The sequence below is a fragment of the Clostridium ihumii AP5 genome (assembly GCF_000612845.1).
GTDB lineage: Bacteria > Bacillota > Clostridia > Clostridiales > Clostridiaceae > Clostridium_J > Clostridium_J ihumii.
Map to the genome: position 1 here is coordinate 58680 of NZ_CCAT010000064.1, position 18302 is coordinate 76981.

General features: G+C 26.5%; 17 protein-coding genes. 2 read left to right on the forward strand and 15 right to left on the reverse strand.

Annotation, left to right across the window (positions count from 1 at the left end; all coding sequences use genetic code 11):
• Nucleotides 1-158 precede the first annotated feature (158 nt).
• Complete coding sequence (locus BN346_RS13050; RefSeq protein ID WP_040329191.1) at nucleotides 159-1418, forward strand: D-alanyl-D-alanine carboxypeptidase family protein; 1260 nt, start codon at nucleotides 159-161, stop codon at nucleotides 1416-1418.
• Between the two features lie 53 nt (nucleotides 1419-1471).
• Here BN346_RS13050 and BN346_RS13055 read toward each other — a convergent pair whose 3' ends face one another.
• From BN346_RS13055 to BN346_RS13065, 3 genes are all read right to left on the reverse strand, one after another.
• The gene (locus tag BN346_RS13055; protein WP_242838433.1) at nucleotides 1472-2353 is read right to left on the reverse strand and encodes a hypothetical protein; all 882 of its coding nucleotides are present in this window, start codon (nucleotides 2351-2353) and stop codon (nucleotides 1472-1474) included.
• 224 nt (nucleotides 2354-2577) lie between these two features.
• On the reverse strand, nucleotides 2578-3069 hold the full coding sequence (locus BN346_RS13060; protein WP_040329193.1) for a LiaF transmembrane domain-containing protein: 492 nt from the start codon (nucleotides 3067-3069) through the stop codon (nucleotides 2578-2580).
• A 94-nt stretch (nucleotides 3070-3163) separates the two neighbouring features.
• Nucleotides 3164-3700, reverse strand: a complete 537-nt coding sequence (locus BN346_RS13065; RefSeq protein WP_040329194.1) for a GNAT family N-acetyltransferase — start codon at nucleotides 3698-3700, stop codon at nucleotides 3164-3166.
• A 453-nt stretch (nucleotides 3701-4153) separates the two neighbouring features.
• Between BN346_RS13065 and BN346_RS13070 the strand changes: the two genes are divergently transcribed.
• Complete coding sequence (locus tag BN346_RS13070) at nucleotides 4154-5392, forward strand: HlyC/CorC family transporter (protein WP_040329195.1); 1239 nt, start codon at nucleotides 4154-4156, stop codon at nucleotides 5390-5392.
• Between the two features lie 99 nt (nucleotides 5393-5491).
• Here the strand turns inward: BN346_RS13070 and BN346_RS13075 are convergent, their stop codons facing one another.
• The 12 genes from BN346_RS13075 to BN346_RS13130 all read right to left on the reverse strand — a co-directional run bounded on the left by BN346_RS13075 (nucleotide 5492) and on the right by BN346_RS13130 (nucleotide 17976).
• Complete coding sequence (locus BN346_RS13075; protein WP_040329196.1) at nucleotides 5492-5665, reverse strand: (2Fe-2S)-binding protein; 174 nt, start codon at nucleotides 5663-5665, stop codon at nucleotides 5492-5494.
• A gap of 35 nt (nucleotides 5666-5700) precedes the next feature.
• Nucleotides 5701-5883, reverse strand: coding sequence for a ferredoxin (locus tag BN346_RS13080; protein ID WP_040329197.1), 183 nt, complete (start codon nucleotides 5881-5883; stop codon nucleotides 5701-5703).
• Between the two features lie 184 nt (nucleotides 5884-6067).
• Complete coding sequence (gene nadE / locus BN346_RS13085) at nucleotides 6068-6802, reverse strand: NAD(+) synthase (protein WP_040329199.1); 735 nt, start codon at nucleotides 6800-6802, stop codon at nucleotides 6068-6070.
• A gap of 39 nt (nucleotides 6803-6841) precedes the next feature.
• Nucleotides 6842-7384 carry a cysteine hydrolase family protein gene (locus tag BN346_RS13090; RefSeq protein ID WP_040329200.1) on the reverse strand — a complete coding sequence of 181 codons (543 nt, stop codon included), beginning with the start codon at nucleotides 7382-7384 and terminating at the stop codon, nucleotides 6842-6844.
• Between the two features lie 197 nt (nucleotides 7385-7581).
• Nucleotides 7582-9441, reverse strand: coding sequence for an ABC transporter ATP-binding protein (locus BN346_RS13095; protein ID WP_040329201.1), 1860 nt, complete (start codon nucleotides 9439-9441; stop codon nucleotides 7582-7584).
• On the reverse strand, nucleotides 9434-11668 hold the full coding sequence (locus BN346_RS13100) for an ABC transporter ATP-binding protein (RefSeq protein WP_040329204.1): 2235 nt from the start codon (nucleotides 11666-11668) through the stop codon (nucleotides 9434-9436). Before BN346_RS13100 ends, BN346_RS13095 begins: the two co-directional genes overlap by 8 nt.
• 77 nt (nucleotides 11669-11745) lie before the next feature.
• Nucleotides 11746-12219 carry a MarR family winged helix-turn-helix transcriptional regulator gene (locus BN346_RS13105; protein WP_040329205.1) on the reverse strand — a complete coding sequence of 158 codons (474 nt, stop codon included), beginning with the start codon at nucleotides 12217-12219 and terminating at the stop codon, nucleotides 11746-11748.
• A 927-nt stretch (nucleotides 12220-13146) separates the two neighbouring features.
• On the reverse strand, nucleotides 13147-14460 hold the full coding sequence (locus tag BN346_RS13110; protein WP_242838435.1) for a sensor histidine kinase: 1314 nt from the start codon (nucleotides 14458-14460) through the stop codon (nucleotides 13147-13149).
• Nucleotides 14453-15142: a response regulator transcription factor gene (locus BN346_RS13115; RefSeq protein WP_040329206.1), complete on the reverse strand. Its 690-nt coding sequence runs from the start codon at nucleotides 15140-15142 to the stop codon at nucleotides 14453-14455. Before BN346_RS13115 ends, BN346_RS13110 begins: the two co-directional genes overlap by 8 nt.
• Nucleotides 15143-15223: 81 nt before the next feature.
• A complete protein-coding gene (locus BN346_RS13120) occupies nucleotides 15224-15886 on the reverse strand; it encodes a M15 family metallopeptidase (protein WP_040329208.1) in 663 nt (220 codons plus the stop codon).
• A 190-nt stretch (nucleotides 15887-16076) separates the two neighbouring features.
• Nucleotides 16077-16652, reverse strand: coding sequence for a xanthine phosphoribosyltransferase (locus BN346_RS13125; protein ID WP_040329210.1), 576 nt, complete (start codon nucleotides 16650-16652; stop codon nucleotides 16077-16079).
• Nucleotides 16636-17976, reverse strand: coding sequence for a uracil-xanthine permease family protein (locus BN346_RS13130; protein ID WP_040329211.1), 1341 nt, complete (start codon nucleotides 17974-17976; stop codon nucleotides 16636-16638). The genes BN346_RS13125 and BN346_RS13130 overlap by 17 nt, the downstream gene beginning before the upstream one ends.
• Between the last annotated feature and the right edge of the window lie 326 nt (nucleotides 17977-18302).

Consider the following 18302-nt stretch of genomic DNA (forward strand, 5'->3'; position numbering starts at 1 on the left):
ATATTAGGAACTCTTATTCATGTACTATTATAGCTTTATAAAGAATAATTTAACCAAATTCTATTTAATACTATAAATCTTTCAGCTTGTTCATTTTTTATTAAAATGCTATACTTATGTATGATTTTAATATACTTATAAGTAAAGGAGAGAAAAAAGTGAATAAACTAAAAAAAATTATTGCATCTGCTCTTATTTTTACTTCTATATTTTCTAGTGCAGTGTTTGCAGCAGACAATAATACGAATGAACCTGATTTAATTGGAACATCCGCAATTGCTGTTGATTTAGATACTGATGAAATAATTTATGCTAAAAATATAGATAATAAGATGTTCCCTGCAAGTATTACAAAACTTATGACTGCACTTCTTTTAGCTGAAAACAAAGAACCAAATGACTTACTTACATATCCTAAAGAAGCATTACAAGAAGCTCCTTTCTCATATGGATTAAATGTTCATCCAGTTACCCCTGGAGATACATTTACTGCTTCAAATGCCATGAATATATTACTTTTATATTCTGGTAATGATGTTGCTTACATGATAGCTAAAGAAGTTGGTGGAAGTGTTGAGAATTTTGTTAAAATGATGAATGAAAAAGCAAAAGAGTTAAACATGGTTAATACTCATTTTGTTACACCTAATGGTTTAGATGATAATATTGATAATCATTTAACTAGTTCTTATGATTTGTCTCTACTATTAAAAGCAGTTATGGCTAATGAGTGGACATCCTCTACTATGACAAAAAAAGAAGCAGAAGTTAAATCTACAAATGGACCAGCCGCTAAAATAGAAAATAGAAATAAATTAGTAGGTGAAAATGGAAATATAGGTGGTAAAACTGGATATACTGAAAAATCCGGAAGATGCCTTGCTACAGTTTATGAAAGAGATGGTCGTAAAATAGCTGTTGTAGTTCTTAATTCTGAATATAATTTACCACAAGATACTAAAGTTTTTGAAGATGTAGAGAAATTAGCTGATTTTAGCTATGGTGCAAAAAAAGAACCATTGCTTAAAAAAGATACTACACTTGAAACTAAAACTTTAAAATATAATTTAATTCCATTTATAGGACCTGAAAGAGCTGTTAGAGTACCTGTTGAAATAAAAGATGATGCGTCTTTCTATAAAACATCTCTAAAAGCAGATGTTTCTTATGATATAAAAGATGTATCTGCATGGAAATTAAATAAAAATAAATCTATTGGTACTGTAACTGTTAAAGTTAAAGATAAAGAAACTAAATTTGAGTTATATCCTACTATTTCTAAAATGGAATTAGTTAAAAATAATATATTTATTTACCTTATAATTTTAGTTGTTATATTTGCTTTAATTATATTAATTGTAAAATTAATAAAATCAAGTAAAAACAAGAAAAATAAACGTCGTCGTTTATACAGATAAAAAATAGACCTCCTTTTAAAAGAGAGGTCTATTTTTATGTAATTATTTTATTTCTACTTACTTTTAGCTGCTATTTCTATACAACTTTGATGGGCATCATCAACAGCAGCCATAATTTCTCCATCATTATGTCTCATACTATTTAAAAAATGAAGATCACATACTCCATCCATTTCATTTCCTTTAACTACATCTAAATTTTGTCCTGTTCCATATCCACCTGATAAATTCGGTGCTTCAGATAAAGCAGGATATGCATCATTTCCTGCATGTGGCATTGCTGCTAAAGATGCTGCAATTCTTCTACCACTAACAGATACTATAACTGGTCTTCTCTCCCATGAAAATCCGCCCCAAATTTCTTTTATAACTTTTGTATCATCCTTAGTAAGTGCTTCTACATCAGCATGGTTATCTCCAAAAGTTCTTTTAACTTTAAATGTTTTTCCTGTATATATGTCTTCAATTTCTGCTACCGCACCAATAGGATATACAAATTGAGCTTCTTTAAACCAATCTAATTTTTCTACTTTAGATGGCTTAACTATAGTTTTTTCACTTGTAATAGCTATACCTTTTACTTCTTTAGATAAATCACTATTCTCATCCATTTTCTCTTCTTTTATAATTTCTTCATTTTCTTTGTCTCTACGTTCATCTGAAAAATCACCACTTCTTGATGCTCTTAAGTTACTAGTATTTAATTCATTTTCATCTATTTTTTTATCACTTGTTGATTTTACATTATCACTTTTTACACTTTTAATTTCTGAGTTTTCACTTGATGCTAGCATTACTTCATTGTTAATATTCTCTTTATATGGGCTTGTTATTAATAATGACATCATTAAACAAAAAAAAGTTCCTACAAAAACTTTCATATTTCTTTTTCTCTGCATTCTTCTTCTTTTTGCAGTAAAAATATTCTTCCTCACACCAAAAACTCCTTTTTCTTTTAAAATTTACTATATTAGTTTTATATAAAAGTTTAAAAATTATACATAAAACTATATATTTTAAAAAAAATATTTTTTTATGCATCATTTTAAACACTATTGACATTATCATTCAAAATTATATTACATTTAGTATAAAAAAGTCAAATAATAAGGACTTATAATTTTTAAAATTATAAGTCCTTATTATAAATTTAATATTTTTAATCTTTTTTCTCAAAAATAACAAACACGCCTATTATTATAAAGATTATAGGAACAATCAATGATTTGTTTAGCCATCCAAACACAGTTCCAAGTAATATATTTCCAAACGATACAACAAATATAGTTAATAAAATTCCAATTGGTATTAAAAGCCCTCTTTCTCTGCTTCCAAAAATATATAGTTGAAATAAACCAATTGCTACTGCTAAGAAATAAAAAGGCCATGTATATCCTGAAAATCTCCAATTTGTAGCACTTTCAAATATAAATAATATACCTAAAGTTGTTAGAATACCTCCTGGCACTAATACTCCTGGTGACTTTTTCTTTAAAAAATATGATCCTTCTAGACACAATCCAATAGCAATTATAATTAATGGCCATATATTCACGATAGAAAAGATGTTAATATTAAATACTTGATTTAATATCCCAATAACACCAATTGCAATTAATACTAATCCTACTCCATAATTTCTATTATTCATCACATATTTTTTTCATGAATCTTAATATATAATTTTTAAGGTTCATTGAAATATTCCTCCTATTATTATTTTATATTTCCATTATATTACATATTTATTTGTTTATCCATTCTTCTTTTAAGATTTCCATTTCATATAGACTCCAATAATCGTCTTTATACTTTCTTGAGTTCTTTCTAAACTTTATTTTATTAAAGCCTATATTTTCATAACATTTAATTGCATTTATATTAAAATCAAATACCGCCAATCCAACTTTTTCAAAATTTAGTTCTTTAAATGCAAATTCTAAAACTTCTTGTAATACAATTTTTCCAAATCCACGATTTCTATATTTTTCTTCTCCAATTAGAAAACCACTTATCCATCCTTGATTATCTTTATTTTCTATTTCTCTTAGTTCAATTGTTCCTATAACTTCATTACTTTCTTCTAAAATTATTTTAAACAAAAACACATTATATTTTTCACTTTTAACCATATCATGAAAATATAATTCTAACTGACTCAATGTCAATGGAAATTTGTATTTTGGCCCAGCCCATTTTAGCAAATCCCCTTCTGACTTATTATTATTCCATTTAACTATTTTATATAAGTCTTCTCTTTTCATATTTTCAATTCTAACCATGACAATTTCTCCTTAACTTTTACTATAGTATATATAGTAATACTTAACGCTAGGTTAATGTCAATATTTTTTCGAATTTTATTTATATTGTAAATTTTCTCTAAATCCATTCATTTTTCTTTAAAGTTCTACTATAATATATATTAGATTAATTTTAAAATATATGAAAGAAGGAATTATTTTGGAAGGTCACCCGTCGCATGATTACTTATTAAAATTAAAGTCTTTTAGATTAAATTTATATTTTTCTGTGGTTATGTCTATTACCATATCTCTTATTTTAATTTTTATAGATTATTTTAATTTTTTAATTTTTACTCATGCCTCATTTTTTTATTTAAAAATTAATTTAATAATTAAACAAATAAGAAGAAATCTTACTTGTTCACATAGCCCTCCAATACTTTTTAAAGATTTATACTATATAATTTATTTGGGGGGAATTTAATTATAATGAATACTAGTAATCTTACTCTTATAATTATTCTAATTATTTTAATTTTGATGTCAGCATACTTTTCTGCTACAGAAACAGCTTTTTCATCATTTAATAAAGTACGACTGAAACATATAGCTAACAATGGTGACAAAAATGCTGCTCTAGCACTTTCATTATCTCAGAACTACGATAAACTTTTATCTACAATTTTAATTGGCAACAATATTGTAAACATTGCCTCTGCTTCTATAGCTACTACTATTTTTATAAAATATTTTGGTGATTCAGGTGTTACAATTTCAACAGTAGTAATGACTATATTTATATTAATTTTTGGTGAAATTTCGCCTAAAAGTCTTGCTAAAGAAAAGCCTGAAAATTTTGCTATTTTTTCAGCACCTATACTTCGTTTCTTTATCATTATCTTAACACCTATTAATTTTTTCTTTATATGCTGGAAAAAACTTCTTTCTAAGATGTTTAAAATTAAAAGTAATAACGGGCTTACTGAAGAAGAGCTTTTAACAATGGTTGATGAAGTTAAAAATGAAGGTGGAATAGATGAACATGAAAGTGAACTTATACGAAGCGCAATAGAGTTTAATGATCTTAATGTAAGTGATGTTTTAACTCCTAGAGTAGATATTATCGCTATTAACCTAAATTATTCAAATGAAGAAATATCAAATCTGTTTTTTGATAGTGGTTATTCACGACTTCCTATTTTTAAAGATACTATTGATACTATAATAGGTGTACTTCACGAAAAAGATTTTTATAACTATATATTAACTAATAATAAAAAATTAGAAGATATTATAAAGCCAGTTGTATATGCAGTATCTAGTATGAAAATTTCAAAACTTTTAAGACTTCTACAAAAAAATAAATCTCATATGGCTATTATTTCAGATGAATATGGTGGTACATTAGGAATTGTAACTTTGGAAGATATTTTAGAAGAGCTTGTAGGTGAAATTTGGGATGAACATGATGAAGTAGTAGAAGAATTCACTAAAATATCAGAGGATGAATATAAAATTTCTTGCAATGCTAATTTAGATAAGATGTTTGAAATATTTAATATAGATTGTGATTTAGATATTAGTACTGTCAGCGGATGGGTAATATCAGAACTTGATAAAATCCCAAATGAAGGTGATAATTTTAAATATAAAAATTTAGATGTAACTGTTACTAAAACTAATTCCAATAGAGTTATTGAAATTAATGCTAAATTAATAAACACATAAATAACTTTACTTCAATAAAATTAAAGGGTAATTTGAAATATATTATTAATTTCAAATTACCCTTTTAGTTATTATATTTATTCAAATCCTATTTAGTAATTATTTATTGTCTCTTATTAAAATTTCAATGTTGCATTTGCATCTACCACCACGACATCCGCCAGTACCTGCTCCTGTTTTTTCTTTTACATCTTCATAAGTAGAAGATCCATCTTTTATTACCTCTATTATTTCTTCTTCTGTAACACCTTTACATAAACAAACCTTTGACATAATACTTTTCTCCTTTTATATAACACTTTATAATATTATTCTTCTATTGATATTGCTTCTACAGGACATCCTTCACATGCTTCTCTAACAGCTTCTTCAATACCTTCTATTACGTTACCTGCTACGGCAACTCCACTATCAAGCGAAAATACTTCTGGGCATGTTCCTTCACATAATCCACAAGAAATACATACATTTTCATCTACACGTGCTTTCATTTTTTTATTCCTCCTATTGTATAGCTAAAACATATACTATTTTGCTATTCTGAATAAGTTTTATCAACTTATTCATTTCTTTATAACTATTATTACTTAATAATAGTTATTTGTCAATATTTTTATAGCCTTAAAATAAAAATAGTTTTAGAAAGATATTTTTTCTAAAACTATTTTTTGATTACTATAACGGCTTATACATTGGTATAGGATCGTTTTTATGTTTATTATATTTATTTTTTAATTTAATTTTTTCGTCTAATTCATTATTTCCTGTAGTTCCCTTTTCAATATAAGTGTTTACATCATTATAAGTAAAACCTAAATTTTCTTCATCAGATTTTCCACATAAGCCGTCACTTGGAGTCTTATGTACTAAGTATTTTGGAAGTCCTAAATAATCACCTATAGCTTTTACTTCTTCTGTTGTTAGGTTTCCTATTGGATTGAAATCTGAAGCTCCATCTCCCCATTTAGTAGTGTATCCAACAAATTTTTCTGACTTATTTCCTGTTCCACAAACCATATATCCCATATCTGCTGCAATGGCATATAAAGTAGTCATTCTTAATCTTGGTCCAATATTTGTTTTTGCCGCAGAAGCTATATTTTCTATATTAATTGCTTCTAATATTCCATTGTAGGCTTTTTCTATGTTTACTACCTTATAGTTTATACCTAAAAGTTCTACAACTTTTAAACTATCGTTTATATCTTTTTGTTCTCCATTTGGCATTAATACACCAAAAACTCTTTCTTTACCTAATGCCTCAACCAATAACTTTGATACAACAGTACTATCTTTACCACCACTTATACCTATAACAGCACCTTTCACACTAGAATGCTCTTTAAAATATTCTCTAATCCAATTTAAAAGATTTTGTGTTTCTTTCTCAGCATTAAAATTTTCTTTCAATTTTATCACTCCAAATTCATATTTTTTATATTATAAGTTTTATTTTCTATTAATAACTTTTACTTGTAACGATTCAGCTACATCTAGTGCTTTTTCATGTAATTCATCATCAAAGCTTGCACAAAGTTTTGCATCTATAATTATATCAGCATCAGTATATTGCGCTTGAAACATTATTACATTACTTATAACACACATATTGGTAACAACCCCTACTATTTCAATTGTCTCTACCTCACCTATTTCTCTATATATTTTCAACATTCCTTCTGGTGATATTCCAAAGGATTCTTTATTATAATTTATTACATTTTTATTATTTATAAACCGTTTTAAATCTCCATATAATTCATGACCAAAAGTATTTATTTCACAATGTTTTATAGGTAAATTTTTACCTTCTCTTGTATTTAAGTAATTTTCAAAGTGCGTATCATATGTAAATATAACTTTATACTCATTATCTAAATATTCTTTAATTTTATCACAAATAGGTTTTTCTAAGTCTTTAGCTGTTTTGAATCCTAAAGCACCATCTACAAAATCATTTTGATAATCAACAACCACTAATAGTTTTTGCATATATCATTCACCTCTATACTCATATTGTTCATTATTATATTTTTATTTACAAAAATAAATTTAACTTTATTTTTTAAGTTCAAAATTCCATATGTATAGTATATCATATTTTTTTAAATTAAACTTTTCTACCTTGTAAAATAAAATATGAAAATGTCACTTTAAAAATTAATTTAAAGTGACATTTTAAGTTTAATTTATATAGCTTCTGGTTTTTCAAATTGAGAGTTATATAGATTTGCATAAAATCCATTAGCTGCTAATAATTCATCATGTGTTCCTTGTTCAATTATATCTCCGTTATTCATAACTAAAATCAAATCTGCATTACGTATTGTTGATAATCTATGAGCTATTACAAAGCTTGTTCTTCCTTCCATAAGGTTATCCATAGCTTTTTGAATTAAAACCTCTGTTCTAGTATCAACAGAACTTGTTGCTTCATCAAGTATTAATATCTTAGGATCAGCAAGTATTGCACGAGCAATTGTTAGTAATTGCTTTTGTCCTTGTGATACGTTACTTGCTTCTTCATTTAGTTCCATATTATATCCATCAGGTAATGTTTTAATGAAGTGATCCACATGTGCTGCTTTTGCAGCTTCTTCAACTTCGCTATCTGTAGCACTTAATCTACCATATCTTATATTTTCCTTAATGCTACCACTAAATAACCAAGTATCTTGAAGCACCATACCAAACATATCTCTTAATTCAGTACGATTAAAGTCTTTTATGTTATGTCCATCTATTAAAATTGAACCACTATTTACATCATAAAATCTCATAAGAAGTTTTATTATAGTTGTCTTTCCTGCACCAGTTGGACCAACAATTGCTATCTTTTGACCTTCATGAACTTTTGCATTAAAATCATTTATAATTGTTTTATCATCATTATAACCAAAATTAACATGATCAAATTCAACTCTACCTGCTAAGTTTTTAATTGATACAGGATTTGAAGCAAATTGATCTTCTTCTTCTTCCTCCAAAAATTCAAAAACTCTTTCAGCAGCAGCTGCAGTAGATTGCATTAAATTTGCTACTTGTGCAACTTGAGATATAGGTTGTGTAAAGCTTCTAACATATTGAATAAAAGATTGAATTTCACCAACCTCAATTGTTTTTCTAATTGCCAAATATCCCCCCATAATAGAAACTATAACATATCCTATATTTCCTATAAATGTCATTATAGGCATCATCATTCCTGAAAGAAATTGAGATTTCCATGCTGATTTATATAATGTATCATTTAGCTCATCAAATTCCTTAATTGCACGTTCTTCTCCATTAAATACTTTTACAATATTATGACCACCATATACTTCTTCAACTTGACCATTTACATGACCTAAGTATTCTTGCTGTGATTTAAAGTGTTTTTGAGATTTTTTTACAATTAAAGATATAAAAAGCATTGACAATGGTAAAATTACGAGTGTTACTAGTGTCATTGATACACTTATAGATAGCATCATTATAAGTACACCAATTATAGTTGTAATTGCTGTTATGACTTGTGTCATACTTTGATTTAAACTTTGACTTAAAGTGTCTATATCATTTGTAACTCTTGATAACACTTCACCATGAGTTTTTCCATCAAAGTATTTCATTGGCATTCTATTTATCTTCTCAGATATTTCTTTTCTTAAATTATATGATACTTTTTGTGAAACTCCACTCATTACATAACCTTGAATAAATGCAAATACCATACTTATTAAATAAAGACTAATTAATATAAGCAGTATGTTGCCTATTTTAGTAAAATTTATACCTGCTCCCGTACCTGAAATTTTATTTATAAGACCATTAAATATTTCAGTTGTTGCTTTACCTAATATTTTAGGTCCAACTATAGAAAACGTAGCACTACCTATTGCAAAAATTATAACTACTAATATAGCTATTTTAAATGTAGATAAATATGAAGCTAATTTTTTCATAGTCCCCTTGAAATCCTTAGCTTTTTGGCCACCGCCCATGCCTCCCATAGGACCATGACCACCCATACCTCTTCTCATTCCACTATTCTTTTCTTTACTCATTTTCTAGCTCCTCCTTAGAAAGTTGTGATGAAGCTATTTGCTTATAAACTTCGCATTTATTTATAAGTTCTTTATGTGTTCCAACTCCTACAATTTTTCCTTCATCAAGAACTATAATTTGATCTGCATTCAATATAGTACTTATTCTTTGTGCAACTATTAAAACGGTACTATTTTTTGTTTCAGATTTTAATGCCTTACGAAGAGTAGCATCTGTTTTAAAATCAAGAGCTGAAAAACTATCGTCAAATATATATATTTCAGGATTTCTAACTATTGCTCTTGCAATAGATAATCTTTGTTTTTGTCCACCTGATACATTAGTTCCACCTTGAGATATAGGTGTTTCAAATCCTTCCGGTTTTGATTTTATAAATTCAGTAGCTTGAGCGATTTCAGCTGCTTTTAATATTTCTTCTTCAGTTGCATCTTCTTTTCCATATTTTAAGTTAGAATTTATATCACCAGAAAACAACACACCCTTTTGTGGTACATACCCTATCTTTTCCCTTAAATCATGTTGAGAAATATTTTTTATATTAATTCCATCAACTAAAATTTCACCTTGACTTACATCAAAGAATCTAGGTATTAAATTAATAAGTGTAGACTTTCCACTACCAGTACTACCTATAAATGCTGTAGTTTCTCCCGGTTTTGATATAAATGAAATATCGTTTAAAATATTTTCTTCAGCATCTGGATATTTAAATGATACATTTTTAAATTCCAAAACACCTTTCATATTTTCTTTAGGCTCCTCATTTACTTTAGGATCATTTATTGTAAGTTCTGTTGTTAGTACTTCATCTATACGTGATGCTGATACTGCTGCTCTTGGAAGCATAATTGATATCATTGATATCATTAAGAATGACATTATAATTTGCATAGTATATTGAATAAATGCCATCATATCTCCAACTTGCATTGCACCTGAATCAATGCTATTAGCACCTTTCCAAACTATAAGTACAGTTATTGCATTCATTATAAACATCATTGCTGGCATCATACAAGACATTACTCTATTAACAAAAAGATTTGTTTTAGTTAAGTCTTTATTTGCTTTATCAAATCTTTTTTCTTCATGCTTTTGAGTACTAAATGCTCTTATAACAGTTATACCTGTTAATATTTCACGAGTTACTAAATTAACTTTATCTATAAGTTTTTGAACCATTTTAAACTTAGGCATTACTATACCAAAAAGAATAGTTACTAATGATAAAATTGATAATACTGCTACCCCTATAATCCATGCCATTGATGTATTGGTATTAAGTACTTTTATAAAACCACCAATTCCTAATATTGGAGCATAAAATACTATCCTTAAAAGCATTACCATAAGCATTTGTATTTGTTGTATGTCATTTGTACTACGTGTTATTAGTGACGCTGTTGAAAATTTTTCAAGTTCTGCATTAGAAAATGATAATACTTTTCTAAATACTTTTCCTCTAAGATCTCTACCAAGTGAAGCTGCAATTCTAGCTGCAAGCAATCCTACTAGCACTGTTGCAATCATACTTATAAGTGCTATTAAAAGCATTTTTCCACCAGAAGATAATATATATCTAGTTTGTGTCTTCTCCATATTAATACCAATTTTAGTATATTCATCTTTTATATAAGATGTAGCACTTTGACTTATTATACTATCTGGCATATCTTTAAATTTATTATTTATTTCATTTACTATATTATCTAATTGTTCCTTGGGCATCATTGTTAATAATTCAAATATACTTAAATTATCACTATTGGGTATCTGACTATTGTTTAGAATTTGATTTTTCATACCTAATGTTGCTTTATCATCTTTCTCCATTCCAGCAACAATTAAAATTGGTTTTCCAACTATATTTTCTAATTCTTCATTTTCTTCTTTAGTTATATTTTTTAACTTATAAAGAGGATCTTGTTTTAAATTATTATAACTAGCAAATTCCTCCTTTGCTTCTTTTTCATCTAATACTTCATAATTTTTTAGAAGCATATCTTTATCATTATCATTCATAAATAATGTTATTTTATCTAAGGTACTTTTTCTTATAATAGTTGGTACTGCACTTTCTACTCCACCTTGTTGTATACCTACATTTACTATTTTAGAAGTGTAGTCAGGTAAAGAAAGATCGCAAATAGCTTGAACTATCAATAAGCCTATTATTACTATTATTGGTGCAACTGATTTCTTTAAATACTTGATTAGCTTAAACATATTTCCTATCCTTTCTTAGCTTATTTAATTTTAAATTTAATTAATAATATTAGTATTTACATATTTCATATTATTAATTAAATTTTATTTTTTTCACAACATCCAAATTTATCATCTTTACAAACATCTAATAAATTATCTCTTATTTGTAATAAGAATCTACGCATTAAAATTATTTCTTCATTAGTAAAATTTGCAAAACACTCTTTTTCTATTTCTTCATGTATTTTTATAAGTGTATTACAAACCTCTAATCCTTTTTCCGTTATAAATATTCTACTAATTCTTTGATCTTTTTCATCTTGTCTTCGTTCTACTAATTCTGATTTTTCCATTCTTTTTATCATTACATTTGTTGTAGCAGGTTTAACTCTTAACTTATCAGATAATTCTTTTTGACTTTGTCCATTTTGTTTATTCAATAAAAATAACAATGGAGGTTGACCTGGATAAACTCCGGTTTTTTCTAGAAGTGAATAACTTCTTAAAAAATGTAATCTCATCACTTCTGCAAATATATTACGTACTGATTCATCTGAACACAAATCCATTTTTACCATCCTTTCATTTATAAAAATAAAGTTAACATTGTTTTATTTTTCAAATTACATTAGCTACCTAATCATTATACTATTTTGTTTTATTAGATGTGTCAACGTTTTTCTTTTTCTTTTTTTTTACAATTATGTATATTTGCATTAGGTGGCTAACGATTGTAAATGTAATCATTATTTATTTTCCTTATTTCTTTAAATATATATACTGGAAAAATGTATTAAAAATTTTTTTTATTCATTTTATAAATTTTATATTTATTTGTTAATTTTATTTTTTATAAGAGTAATGCTATAGGGTTCAAATTCAAAATAACAAACTTATCAATTGAAAGCTTTTTTCTTTCATCAAAAAACAAAAATTATTTAAATTAGAGTTTCTTTGAAATTTTTATGAATAACGTTTTAAATAATTTCTGTTTCCTTTACTACTATTCTCATTTAATATTTGAATAATTTCATTTTTCAACTTGGAACCCTATATATGGAAACAAGTTGAAAAGTACAATTATTTTTGTTTCATTTGAGAATTGTAATTAATTTAATTTTAATTTAATTGAAATTGGAAAACTGAAAGTTGAAAGTGAATATAAAAATTGGAAATCCAATTTTAAAGAATGATATTTTATTAGATTTGCAAAGCAAATTAGTTAAAACAACATAAAAACATAGTTTTTAGATATTTCTATTTTTAGATATTAGAAACAAAGTGAGTAATATGTACCATAACTTTTCACTATTCATTCTTACTTCTTAATTTTTAATTGGTTCCAAATATAAATAATACGAATAAACTGCAATTTTAGAATTATCATGTGATAAATGTGGTATTTAAAATTTGATCTTGGAACCCTATAGTTACTTTTAATTATTTAATAAAATAAATTTATAAACTTAAAAAGTGGTTTCATAAAGAAACCACTTCTAAACATTTAGCATAGGTATTATTATTCTAAATTTTGTATTACTAGAATTACTTTCTGCTACTATATTTCCATCATGTTTTTCAATTATATTCTTCGCTATTGCAAGTCCTAATCCTGATCCACCAGTTTCCGAAGATCTGGATTTTTCCACTCTATAAAACCTATCAAAAATATATGGTAATTCATAACTTGGTATCATATCTCCATAATTTATAATTTCTATGATAGCATTATTTTCTTCTTTGTATAATTTTATATCAATAAATTTACCGTCTTTCCCATATTTAATTGCATTTGATATTAAATTTTCAAATGCTCTAACTAATTTATTTCCATCTGCATCTATAATGAAATTATCTTCTTCTATATCTAATCTACTTTCCATATTATTTTTCTTTAATTGAGCATAAAACTCAACATCTATTTGTCCTATCAATTCAGCTAGATTTATATTTTTCTTATTAAACTTTAAAGAAACACTATTCATTCTTGTAAGTTCAAATAAATCGTTTATTAAATAATTTAAAGATTGAGCCTTTTTATAAGCTATATCAATATAATATCTTAATTCTACTTCATCTCTATATCTATCTTTATCTATAAGTTCTAAATATCCTAAAATAGATGTCAATGGAGTTCTTAAATCATGCGATACATTTGTAATTAGTTCATTTTTACTTTGTTGTGAAACCTTTTCTTCCTCTATAGCCAATCTAAATTTCTCCATAATTTTATTTATGTTTTCTGCAACTTCCCTAGTCTCTCCTTTGGTATTTACAGTTATTGAACTCTCTAAATCTCCACTTGATATTTTTCTAAGACTTACAATTATTTTAGATATATTATTTATTTTTTTAAAGCTTATAATAAATAAATATAATAATAATATACTAGTCCATACTTTTGTTATACCAATATCACCCAAAATATCTAAATTTATTACTGTGTATTTATAACAAATCAAACCTAACATAGCAATAGTTAACCATGTTAAAATTGTACTTATAATTATATATATTGCTATTTTAAATAATATCCCTAATGTGATTCTAACTTCTGGCTTTACACTTTTAAAATTTCTTATATTTATAATAAATAAACATATGAGAATTATACCTAAAATTATTAATATGTCTACAGTTTTAGATCCTATACTTCTTTTTAATGTCCATATAAAATTTACTAATCCATATACATTTTCATTTCCCTCTACATATGATTGGTTAATTATAAGTTTTGTAACTAATAATATTAAAATTGATAAAAGTAGAATTATGGCAAACTTTATTTTAAATTTATTACTATTACTCAATTTTATAACCCACTCCCCATACTGTGTGAATTATTTTTCCTCCATTCATATTCTGTTCTAATTTTTCTCTTATTCTACTAACATGAACCATCACTGTATTATTTGACTGATAATATTTTTCTTTCCAAACTCTTTCAAATATCTCTTCTGCACTAAAAACTCTACCCACATTACTAGCAAGTAAGTATAATATATCAAACTCTGTAGATGTGAGATTTATTTCATTATTATTTACACTCACTATATGAGTTGTTTTGTTAATTAAAATCTCTCCTATTTCTATTATGTTTTTATCTTTTTTTACACTTTTATCAAAATAATATGATCTTCTTAATAAAGCCCTTATTCTAACAATCAACTCTAATGGATTAAATGGCTTTGTTAAATAATCATCTGCACCTGTCATTAAGCCTTCTATTTTATCCATGTCTTCACTTTTTGCACTTAGCATCAATATCGGTATATTAAATTTTTCTCTAACAATTTTACATACTTCTATACCACTTAATTTGGGCATCATTATATCTAATACAATTAAATGTATCTCTTCTCCATTTACAATATTTAAGGCTTCTTCCCCATTAATAGCATTATATACTTTATATCCTTCATTCATAAGATATATTTCTATTAATTTTAGTATTTCTTTATCATCATCAACAACAAGTATATTAACTTCCATTTACAAAATTCACCTCCATACTTAACCAATTATACTCTATTATTGACACTAAAACACAACAATCTTTTGGTACATTCAATTTTAATTTTCATTTTCAATATATTCTTCTAAAACCAAATTATTTTCATGCATATTAGTTGCTATTTTTTTACCTACATATCTTAAATGCCAAGGCTCATAATTACATCCTGTTATATATTCTTTTCCCTTTTGGTATCTTATTATAAATCCATATTTATGTGCATTTTCACTAATCCATATAGCTTCTTTTGTATCTTCTGTAAAATAATTTGCTTTATTTGTAACATCCATAGCAAGACCTGTTTGATGTTCACTTTGTCCAGGTTTTGCAACATATTTATCTGCCATATCCTTTCCCTCACTTAAAATCCTGTTTTTATATGTTTTATCTTGCAACTCAAATGATCTATACCCAGAATTTCCAAGTAAAAATATGCCTGTATTTTCAGCGTCTTTAAACAATTTTTCTAAACTTACCGCAACCTCTTTTTCTACTAACTTTTCTTCATTTTCTACACCATCATTAAAAGGAATACTTGGCTCAATTAGATTATTGGGAACAAAATTTTTATCAATTTTATTATGTTTATTTATAACTAATATTTTTTCTGAACCAATCATATAACTGCAATTTTTAATACTTTTAAAACTATCTTGATTTAAATTTTTTAAACTAAACAATACTAACCCAATTAAAATACCTGTCTTTATTAATTTTTTCATAAATTATTAACCCTCCATATAAGATTCTCTAGTTTATATTCTAGGTTTAATAATTTAAGAAATTTATACATAAATCTTAAGAATTATAAACTTTTTCTTTTTACACACAAATAAGCTAGTAAGCTAGAAAAATTTAAATTCCTATAAAAATAAAAATGCATGTATTAAAAAATTAATACATGCATTTTTATTATTCTTCTACAAATTCAATTAAATCTTTTCCAAGTTTTTTTACTCTAGCTAATGAATATACATCATATCCCTTATTAAGTAATATATCTCTTCCCGGTTGGAATGATTTTTCTATAACTATACCTATTCCCATAACAGTTGCACCTGCTTCTTCAACTAATCTAGCGGCACCTTGCGCTGCTTCTCCATTAGCTAAAAAATCATCTATTATAAGTATTTTATCATTTTCATTTATGTACTTCTTAGAAAGTGTTAATTCATAATCTGTTCCTTTAGTAAATGAATGAACTGTAGTTTGATAAACTTCTCCATTTAAAATTTTAGATGTTTGCTTTTTTAGAGTTACCATCTGTAAATCCATTTGCATAGCTGTCATAACAGCTGGTGCAATTCCTGAACTTTCTATTGTGAACACCTTAGTTATTCCTTTGTCTTTAAAGTACTCTTTAAAATAAGTTCCTATTTCGTACATAAGTTTAGGATCTACTCCATGATTTAAAAAAGAATCTACTTTTAAAACTGTTTCACTTAATGCTCTACCTTCTTCTAATATCTTTTTACATAACGTGTTCATTTTCTATACCTCTTTCGTTAATTTTTTCTTCTTTTAATACTTTATTCAAAATAAGAGCTACAATTGTACCTGTTGATATTCCTGAAGAAAATATCATTTTTAATGCTTCTGGTAATTTAGATATAAATTCTGGGCGGAAAGTAACTCCAAGTCCTAATCCTATTGATGTAGCTATTATTAGTAAATTTCTATTATTAATTTCAACAGTACTTAAAGTTTTAATTCCTGCTGCTGCTATAGTTCCAAACATAACTATACCAACACCACCAAGCACTGGTTGTGGCATAATATTTATTAATGCTGCAAATTTTGGAAAAAATCCTAATCCTATTAAAAGTATTCCAGCCATCATTGCAACTGCTCTACTTGCATTTCTTGTAAGTGGAATTAAGCCAACATTTTGACTAAATGTTGTATTTGGGAAAGCTCCTACTGCTCCTGCAATAGAACTTCCTACTGCATCTGCAAGTACACCTTTTCCAACAGTTTTATCTTCTACTTTAATTTTAGATACTTCACATATTGAAGCTAAACACCCTACTGTTTCTATAGTAGTAACAAAATATGCAGGAATGAATGGAAGTACATATTTTAAATCAAAACTTACTCCATATTCAAATAATCTTGGAATTGAAAACCAACTTGCTTCTTTAACTAGTGTAAAATCTACCATTCCTAATGGAATACATATTATATATCCTATAACCATTCCTATCAATATAGATGCACTACTTATCATAGCATTTCCATATCTGTTTAAAAGTAAAGTTATAATCATTACAAGCATTGCAATAGATACATTTATTAAACTACCATAATCAGCTGCTCCAACTCCACCTGCAGCCCAATCTACTGAAACTGGTAAAAGTGTTAATCCTATTAAACATACTACTGTTCCTGTAACTAGTGGTGGAAATAACTTCATAAGTGGTTTAATAAAATAACTTAATATAACCTCTACCAATGAACCTAAAATAGTTGCTCCTACTATGGCTGGAAGGCCACCTACTGCCCCTACTGCAATGGCAGGTGCTACAAACGTAAAATCAGTTCCCATTATACATGGAATCTTCGCTCCAACTGGTCCTACTCCCTTAGATTGTATCACTGTTGCTATACCAGCAGCTAAAATAGATGCACTTAAAACTGCTGTTGATGCTGCACCATCAAAACCTAAAGCACTTGAAATAACAAGTGGAACTGCTATAATTCCTCCAAAAGCCGCAAATATATTTTGAAGCCCTAATAATATTTGTGTTCCTATACTTGGAGTATCATTAACTCCATAAAGTAATTCACTACTATAACTTTTTTCATTGTTCATCTTTTGAATTCCCCTAAAAATATATTTATCATATACAACTCTATATAGGATTTCAAACTTATATCTTTTAAAGCTAATATAGGGTTCCAAGTTCAAATTTTAAATAACACCTTTATCAAGTGATATTATTAAGCTTACAGTTTATTCTATTATCATGCTTGGAACCAATTAACAATTAACAGTTAACGATTAACAATGATGGTTAATATTATTCACTTCATTCTTAATATTTATGAATAGAATTGCATAAAAACTATGTTTTTATATTGTTTTCAAACTAATTTGCTTAGCAAATTATCATAAAAATTGATTCAAATAAACTGAGA